The 7,576-nt window shown below is 66.7% G+C and carries 7 protein-coding genes and 1 pseudogene; 6 read left to right on the top strand and 2 right to left on the bottom strand.

All coding sequences use genetic code 11. The features are described 5' to 3' along the window. Both R1101_RS0112170 and R1101_RS0112165 read left to right on the top strand, forming a co-directional pair. Nucleotides 1–303 (top strand): annotated as a pseudogene (locus tag R1101_RS0112170) (hypothetical protein); the annotation flags it as partial. Nucleotides 304–488: 185 nt separating this feature from the next. Beyond that, nucleotides 489–1,571: an ABC transporter ATP-binding protein gene (locus R1101_RS0112165; protein WP_016933699.1), complete on the top strand. Its 1,083-nt coding sequence runs from the start codon at nucleotides 489–491 to the stop codon at nucleotides 1,569–1,571. Nucleotides 1,572–1,611: 40 nt separating this feature from the next. Here R1101_RS0112165 and R1101_RS0112160 read toward each other — a convergent pair whose 3' ends face one another. Both R1101_RS0112160 and R1101_RS26530 read right to left on the bottom strand, forming a co-directional pair. Continuing rightward, complete coding sequence (locus tag R1101_RS0112160) at nucleotides 1,612–2,322, bottom strand: HAD family hydrolase (RefSeq protein ID WP_016933698.1); 711 nt, start codon at nucleotides 2,320–2,322, stop codon at nucleotides 1,612–1,614. After that, nucleotides 2,319–3,206 (bottom strand): DeoR/GlpR family DNA-binding transcription regulator, encoded by an 888-nt coding sequence (locus tag R1101_RS26530; protein ID WP_232284738.1) that lies wholly within the window; start codon nucleotides 3,204–3,206, stop codon nucleotides 2,319–2,321. The genes R1101_RS0112160 and R1101_RS26530 overlap by 4 nt, the downstream gene beginning before the upstream one ends. Before the next feature lie 297 nt (nucleotides 3,207–3,503). Here R1101_RS26530 and R1101_RS0112150 point away from each other — a divergent pair, with 297 nt between their 5' ends. Genes R1101_RS0112150 through R1101_RS0112135 form a run of 4 tightly spaced genes read left to right on the top strand, consistent with a single transcriptional unit; the run spans nucleotide 3,504 to nucleotide 7,552 of the window. Next, complete coding sequence (locus tag R1101_RS0112150; RefSeq protein WP_016933696.1) at nucleotides 3,504–4,481, top strand: carbohydrate ABC transporter permease; 978 nt, start codon at nucleotides 3,504–3,506, stop codon at nucleotides 4,479–4,481. Next, nucleotides 4,478–5,362, top strand: coding sequence for a carbohydrate ABC transporter permease (locus R1101_RS0112145; protein WP_016933695.1), 885 nt, complete (start codon nucleotides 4,478–4,480; stop codon nucleotides 5,360–5,362). The genes R1101_RS0112150 and R1101_RS0112145 overlap by 4 nt, the downstream gene beginning before the upstream one ends. 37 nt (nucleotides 5,363–5,399) lie before the next feature. Further along, nucleotides 5,400–6,785, top strand: coding sequence for an ABC transporter substrate-binding protein (locus R1101_RS0112140; protein WP_026003186.1), 1,386 nt, complete (start codon nucleotides 5,400–5,402; stop codon nucleotides 6,783–6,785). Then, on the top strand, nucleotides 6,785–7,552 hold the full coding sequence (locus R1101_RS0112135; RefSeq protein WP_016933693.1) for a glycerophosphodiester phosphodiesterase: 768 nt from the start codon (nucleotides 6,785–6,787) through the stop codon (nucleotides 7,550–7,552). The genes R1101_RS0112140 and R1101_RS0112135 overlap by 1 nt, the downstream gene beginning before the upstream one ends. Nucleotides 7,553–7,576 lie beyond the last annotated feature (24 nt).

Raw genomic sequence — 7,576 nt, 5'->3', positions numbered from 1 at the left:
CCGATCTGCTGGGCCACGACCGCCGAGCAGATCACCCGCGTCGTGGCCGCACTCGATTCCCCGATCGTCGGACCCCCGCGCGTGCTTCTCGTCGCCGACCTCGCGGCGACGGTCGCAGCGCTCGACGAGGAGGGACGGGAGCGGCTCGCGGCGATCGCGACCGGCGCGAGCGAACGGCAACTCCTGCTCGTCGCCACCACGGCGGATACGAATTCCCGCTGGTATCCCGCCGGGCTCATCGATGCGTTCGACGACATCGTTGCGCGACGAGGTGCGGACCGACCGACGAACACCGTTCGCTGATCACGTAACGCACTCGGAGTCCCGGCGCTCGAACGGTCCCCACGCACTCCTCTCACGCGGTCCATATCCCGTTCGGATCGACGCTGCATGCCGTTCACGCAGACCCGATGTGATGCATCGGTCCGTCTCGGACGTCTCTTCACTTCGGATCGTCGGGCACGTTCCTGCCCGTGAGAGGAATATTCGTGGCAACAGTTACCTTCGACGGCGTCACCCGGCATTATTCCGGTGCGCCGCGTCCCGCGGTCGACGCGCTCGACCTCGACATCGCCGACGGCGAGTTCCTCGTGCTCGTGGGCCCGTCCGGCTGCGGCAAGACGACCTCGTTGCGCATGCTCGCCGGTCTCGAGGAGATCGATGCGGGGCATCTGTTCATCGGCGACACCGACGTCACCGATGTCGAGTCCTCGCGACGCGACATCGCGATGGTGTTCCAGAACTACGCGCTCTATCCGCACATGACCGTCGCCGAGAACATGGGATTCGCTCTGAAGATCGCCGGGGTGTCGAAAGACGAACGCACCCGCCGCATCACGGAGGCAGCGCGCATGCTCGATCTCGAACCGTATCTCGGGCGTAGGCCCGCCGCACTGTCCGGCGGGCAACGACAGCGGGTCGCGATGGGACGCGCCATCGTCCGCAATCCGCAGGTCTTCCTCATGGACGAGCCGTTGTCGAATCTGGATGCCAAGCTGCGTGTGCAGACCCGGAACGAGATCTCGCGGCTGACACGCCGTCTCGGCGTCACGACCTTGTACGTCACACACGATCAGGTGGAGGCGATGACGATGGGCGACCGCGTCGCAGTGCTCGACGGCGGCATCCTGCAGCAGGTCGATACGCCGCGCGCACTCTACGAACGTCCGGCGAACCGGTTCGTCGCCGGGTTCATCGGGTCACCTGCCATGAGTCTGTTCGACCTTCCGCTCGTCGACGGTGGTGTCGACTTCGCGGGCACCGTCGTTCCCGTGGAGCGGACGATAGTGCGGGCGGTCACGAGCGGGCAGGTCACGGTGGGCGTTCGACCCGAATCCGCGCAACTCACCGGGGATGCCGACGGTGTGGACATGATCGTCGATGCCGTGGAGGTTCTCGGTGCCGATGCCTATCTGTACGGGCGGGTGATCGGTGCGGAGCACTCGTACCCGCTCACCGTGCGCACCGACGGAAACGATCATCCTGCGGTGGACACGACGGTGCGCGTGCGTCCGGATGCGTCGGCGGTGCACCTCTTCGACGGGGTCACCGGTCTTCGGCTGAGCGCATAGACCGACCGCGGCGGGACCCGCGCGGGTCCCGCCGCCACTGTCAGCCCGCGTCGAGCAAGTGGCGGAGGTCGGCGAGACCACGACCTTCGAGTGTCGGCCACAACGTGTGACCGGGACCGTCGGGCAACGCCACCATGTTCGGCACGCCGAGGGTCACCACACCCGCCGCCTTGGCCGACGCGAGACCGGGTAGAGAGTCCTCGATGGCCACGATCCGCTCACGCGAGAGGACTCCGCGGGTCGCGGAGAGTCGTTCCACGGCCAGATCGTAGGGCTGCGGATCGGGCTTTCCGCGCTCGACCATGTCGCCGCTGATCACGAATTCGAAGGTGCCGGAGGGCAGGAGCCGGTGAATCTCGGAGGCCAGCTTTCGCTCGCTCATCGTGACCATGACACACGGGACGTCGGCCTCCCGGATCTCGGCGAGCAGTTCCCGGGCGCCGGGCCGCCACGGCACGGCTTCCCGGACCTGGTCGATCACCGAATCGACCAGGGTGTCGATGATCTGCCGGATGCCGAGGCCGACGCCGGCCTCCCGCAGGATCGCAGCGGACGTGGGCAGCGAGTTGCCCACCAGAGCGGTCGCCTGCTCGTGCGTCCACGGAACGCCGTGTTCGGCGGTGAGCGAGGTCTCGGCCCGGAACCAGTACGGTTCGGTGTCGACGAGCGTGCCGTCCATGTCCCACAGCACGGCATGTACGCCGGTATCGGTCCGCACCCGCGGTGTCCGGTCGGTGTCCGTCTGGCTCACGTGTTCTCCTCGTCGTATTCTTCGGCGCCCTGCTCTCGTTCGGAGCAGGCGGTAGCGTTCTCGGTCCGATCGGGGTCGACCGTGATCACCCGCACCCCGCGCGCACGGATCGTGTCGAGTAGTTCGACGGGAGCCGCGGTATCGGTGATCAGCTCGTCGACGACATCCCAGTCGCAGATGCGGTGCAGCGACGTGGCGCCGAGCTTGGTCGAATCGGCCAGCAGCACACTGCGGCGCGCGGAGCGGATCATGGCGGACTTGACCGCCACGATCGATTCCTCCTGATGGTAGAGGCCTGCCGTGTCGACCGTCGTGGTGGACAGGAAGGCGACATCGACGCGGAGCGCCCGGATCGCGTTCACGGCGCCGACCCCGAGGAACGATTCGTGACCCACGTTGTAGGTGCCTCCGAGCCCCGTCACGGTGCTGCTTCCCGCTCCGGTGGCGGCACGCGCAAGACGGGTGAGGGTGGGCAGATAGTTGGTGACCACGTGCAGGTCCTCGATGTCGAGCAGGTGGTCGATCATGATCGCCACGGTGGTCGAATCATCGAGCAGGATCGAGCTTCCGGGCGTCACCGTCCGGGCCGCGGCTGCGGCGATCGCAGATTTCTCCGGTACTGCCAGGCGTCGGCGCAGCGCGGCACTGATCTCGTACGTGCTCGTACGCGCCACACTGACTCCACCGCGGAACTTGCGGACGATGCCGCGCCGCTGGAGTTCGTCGAGATCGCGGTGGACGGTCATGAGCGAGACACCGAAGGTCTCGGCGAGCACTTGCGCCGAGGTCGTGTCGTCGGCGAGCAGCACTTCGATGATCGCGTCGAGCCGTTCCTGGCGTGATGTGCTGATGGCTCTCGAGTGCACGGCGGTCGCCTCCATCATCGAATCGGGGATCGGTGACGCTGTTTATATCACTTTTCATGTGATTAACGGGCCATGAACACGAAGGGAAACTTCGCCGGATCCCGACCCAACGGAACTTGACACCCACCACGAGTGACGACCGCGCTTCACACGAATCCCGTTGCAACACAAGCTTGAAGCGCATATCTCGGCATACCGGGCACGTGCGCCGGAAGCGCCGGCATCCGTTTTGACCACCTCCGTCGGCAGTGCCACCATGATCGTCATCCCACGTTGGAGATAACAGTTCGTTGATAATTCGGAAGGAGGGCGGACATGTCCGTCACCGCCCAGCGCGCTCCCGACACACCCGTGCGGGCAGCGGTGGCGCCCGTCGCCCCAGCGACTCCCCCGGCCCGGCGGCCCGAACGCGCCCGCGCCCGAAAACGGCGCGAGTACCTGTTGTTCGCGCTGTTCGCATTCCCCAATCTCGCGTTGATCGTCGTGTTCGCCTACTGGCCGGTGCTCGGTAACGCCGCGCTGAGCCTGACGCGGTGGGACATGATCGCGCCGTCCCCCACCTTCGTCGGCCTCGACAACTACGTCACCCTGCTGAGCGACCCGTCGTTCCTGAGAGTTCTTCGCATCACCGCGATCTGGGTCCTCGCCGTCGTCGGCATCAGCCTCACCGGCGGCCTCGCACTGGCCCTGCTGTTCGCCTCCGGAACCCGCGGGCGGTCGGCGGTCTCGGCACTGGCATTCTCTCCCCACATCCTCTCCGGTGCCGCGGTCGCCGCCATCTGGCTGTTCCTGTTCGATCCCAACTACGGGTTGTCCCGCATCCTGTTCGACACCTTCGGACTCGACTCCCCGCACTGGACGACCTCGAGCGGCTGGGCACTGCCCGCGCTCATCATCGTGGCCATCTGGAAGGGAGTGGGGTTCGTCGCCATCGTCTATCTCGCGGCGATCCTGGCGCTCCCCCGGGACGTGATGGAGGCCGCGCGACTCGACGGCGCGTCGCGGTGGCAGACCTTCCGGCACATCACGTTGCCCCTGCTCTCCCCCACGACGTTCTTCCTCCTCGTCACCCAGGTGATCGGCGCCTTCCAGTCGTTCGACCTCATCGCGATGATGACCGGCGGCGGACCGGCCGGAGCGACCACCACGTTGAGCTGGTTCATCTACAACGAGGGATTCCGGCAGTTCAAGGCCGGATCCGCCGCGGCCGGCGCGATGATCATGTTCGTCCTGCTCATGGTCGTCACGGTTCTGCAGATGCGCTTCGTCGAGAAGAAGGTGCACTACCGATGACCACTACCGTCGAACGCCCCTCCCGGGAACGCAGCACGAAGCCCGGCCGCCGTCTCCGCCGACGACGAGTCGGCAATCCCCTCACCGTCGTCGGGCTCGTCGTCGTCGCCGCGGTCTTCCTCGTCCCCTTCTACTGGATGGTCTCCTCGGCGTTCAAGCCGGAACACGAGATCTATTCATGGCCGCCGCAATGGATTCCGTCGACGATCACCCTCGAGCATCTGGCCCGCGCATGGGAGGCGGTGCCCTTCGGGCAGTTCTTCGTCAACTCGCTGATCGTCACGGCGGCCGGATCGACACTGAAGGTGCTGCTCGCGGTCTTCAGCGCCTACGCCTTCGCGTTCCTGCGTTTTCCCGGCAAGAAGGTCTTCTTCCTCGCCGTGCTCGGCGCGCTCATGGTGCCGGGTCACGTCACCCTGCTGATCAACTACATCACCATCGGCAACCTCGGCCTGATCAACACCTATGCGGGCATCTTCCTGCCCGGTCTCGCCAGCGCCTTCGGGACCTTCCTTCTGCGCCAGCACTTCCTGGCACTGCCGAAAGAAGTACTCGAGGCCGCGGAACTCGACGGGTGCGGCCATCTGCGCCGCCTCGTGCACTTCGTTCTTCCGATGTCGCGCCCCGCTGTCGTCACGGTGGCGCTGATCGCGGTCATCGACGAGTGGAACGACTTCATCTGGCCGCTGCTCGTGACCAACACCCTGCAGGCCCGCACCCTGCCCATCGGTCTGATGTTCCTCAAGGAGACCGAAGGTGTCGACCAGTGGGGTCCGATCATGGCCGGCACCGTCCTGGTGATCCTGCCCATGCTCCTGCTGTTCCTGTTCGCCCAGCGCTACATCATCGCCGGTTTCGCCGGCGCCGCCACGCGGCGCTGACCTCCCCTCCCCCACGAATCCCCTTCGAGGAGAATCCATGTTCCCGTCCATCCGACGAAACCCTGCACCGGTTGCGTCGCTCAGCCGGCGTCGGTTCCTGGCCGTGGCCGGAATCGCCGCGGCGTCCGTCCCCATCCTGGCCGCGTGCGGCTCGCCTGCCGGCGGGTCGTCCGGTTCGTTCGGTCAACCCGATGTCAATCCGCCCGGTGAGTTCGCAGGTCGCACCAATGTGGTGTTCTGGAGCGGCTGGGCCGGCACGAACGGTGAGGTCCTCGCGTCGCTGATCCGCCGTTTCAACGAATCGCAGAACGACATCTACGTCGAGATCCAGCAGTTCCAGGGCTACGACGGACTCACCGAGAAACTGTCGGCCGGTCTGCAGGCCCGCCAGATCCCCGACCTGGCGGTCTTCTCGGACGTGTCGTGGAACAAATTCTTCCTGTCCGGGCATCTCGAACCGATGAACGGCTATTTCACCGACACGTGGAACGCCGGCACCTACCACGACCGCCTCTTCCAGGAAGGCGTTGTGCGCGGCGAAGCGTTCTGGGTGCCGTTCGGGCGGTCGACGCCGTTGTTCTACTACAACAAGGAGATCTTCGCGGAGGCGGGTCTGCCCGACCGGGCGCCCGAGACCTGGGACGAGTTCCGCGAGTGGGGCAATCGCATCACCGGGCGCGACTACCGCGGCAACAGGCTGATGATGCGTGCCTACACCGGCGCCGACGACTGGTACATGCAGGGGCTGCTGTGGAATTTCGGCGGCTCGATCTCCGACGGGCTCGACGTCACGGTGGACTCCGCCGCGTCGATCGCCGCCGCCGAGTTCGACCGCGCCTGCGTCAACGACGACCGGATCGGTTATCTCGCGCAGGAGATGAACACCGACTTCACCAACGGGCTCGTGGCCACCGTCTGCAACTCGACGGGTTCACTGACCGGTCTGACGAAGGGTGCCGACGCGGCCGGGTTCGAACTCGGAGCCGGTTTCCTTCCCGTCGCACAGGACACCGGTGTGCCCACCGGCGGTGCCGGACTCGGCATCCTCAAGCACGCCGACCCCGAGCGGAAGGCGGCCGCAGCCAAGGTGATCGAGTTCCTCGCCGGCGACGACGCGGCAGCAGAATGGGCGGTCGGCACCGGGTACCTGCCGGCGACGAAGGGGGCGACGACGTCTCCGATCGTCACGAGCCGCATCGCCGAGAACCCCAATTACGGCCTGGCCGTGGAACAACTCGACCGCGCCCGCCAGCCCGACGCGGTCCGCCGGTACGTGTCGTCGACCATCCTCGAGATGCGCACCGCGATCCAGAAGCTCTACACCGAGAACGCCGATCCGGCCGCCGCGCTCGCCGCCGCCGCGACGGTGATCCGGCGCGACACCGAGGACATCCGCAAGCAGTACGAGGAGCTCGTCGCCTGATGGCCACCACCGAATCGACCCCCCGCCGCGGCACCTACCACGTCGTCGGGCACCGCGGCGCCAAGGACCTGTGCCCCGAGAACACGATCGAATCGTTCCTGCTCGCCGAGGAGATCGGTGTCCACGAACTCGAGTTCGATGTGCGACTGTCCTCGGACGGTGTACCGATCGTGGTGCACGATGCGACCCTCGATCGCACCGCCGCCGACCCGTCGGGCCACGGGCTCGGTCCTGTCGCGGAACTTCCCTACGAGCGCATCCGGTCCGTCGACGTCGGCGGGGGCCGCCACGTGCCCACCTTGACCGAGGTCCTCGACGCCACAAATGTGTTTCTGCAGGTCGAGATCAAGGCGGTCGAGGCGTGCGAGGCGATCGCCGCGGTGGTCGAGGACCGCCCGGAGGACGCCTCACGAATCCGCTTCACGAGCTTCTCGCCGGAGGCCCTGCGCCGGATGCTCACGCTCGCGCCGCACATCTCCCGAGGGCTGATCACGCACGGCTATCCCGACGCCGAACGCCACCCCGTCGGCATCGAACAGGTCCTCGCCGACCTCGACGCGGATGCGTTCTACTGCGGCTGGGACGGGCTGACCGACGACCTCGTCACCCGCATCCAGGACGCCGGATACGAGATGGGCGGCTGGCCGGTCCGCACGTTCGAGGAGCTGCGACGCGGTCTCGTGCTCGGCTTCGGCGGAGGGACAGTGGACGACCCCCGGGCCGCGATGGACTGGTTGAGCCGCGCCCGCGCGGAACTCGCTCTCTGACCCTGTCCGGCTTCTCGTTCGCCG

The organism is Rhodococcus sp. R1101 (assembly GCF_000278445.1).
GTDB lineage: Bacteria > Actinomycetota > Actinomycetes > Mycobacteriales > Mycobacteriaceae > Rhodococcus > Rhodococcus gordoniae.
This window is presented reverse-complemented; position numbering and strand designations above follow the sequence as displayed.

Coding starts and splice junctions, on each gene's coding strand:
- R1101_RS0112145 (WP_016933695.1), top strand. CDS start 4,478: ATGACCACTACCGTCGAACGCCCCTCCCGGGAACGCAGCACGAAGCCC.
- R1101_RS26530 (WP_232284738.1), bottom strand. CDS start 3,206: ATGATGGAGGCGACCGCCGTGCACTCGAGAGCCATCAGCACATCACGC.
- R1101_RS0112135 (WP_016933693.1), top strand. CDS start 6,785: ATGGCCACCACCGAATCGACCCCCCGCCGCGGCACCTACCACGTCGTC.
- R1101_RS0112150 (WP_016933696.1), top strand. CDS start 3,504: ATGTCCGTCACCGCCCAGCGCGCTCCCGACACACCCGTGCGGGCAGCG.
- R1101_RS0112140 (WP_026003186.1), top strand. CDS start 5,400: ATGTTCCCGTCCATCCGACGAAACCCTGCACCGGTTGCGTCGCTCAGC.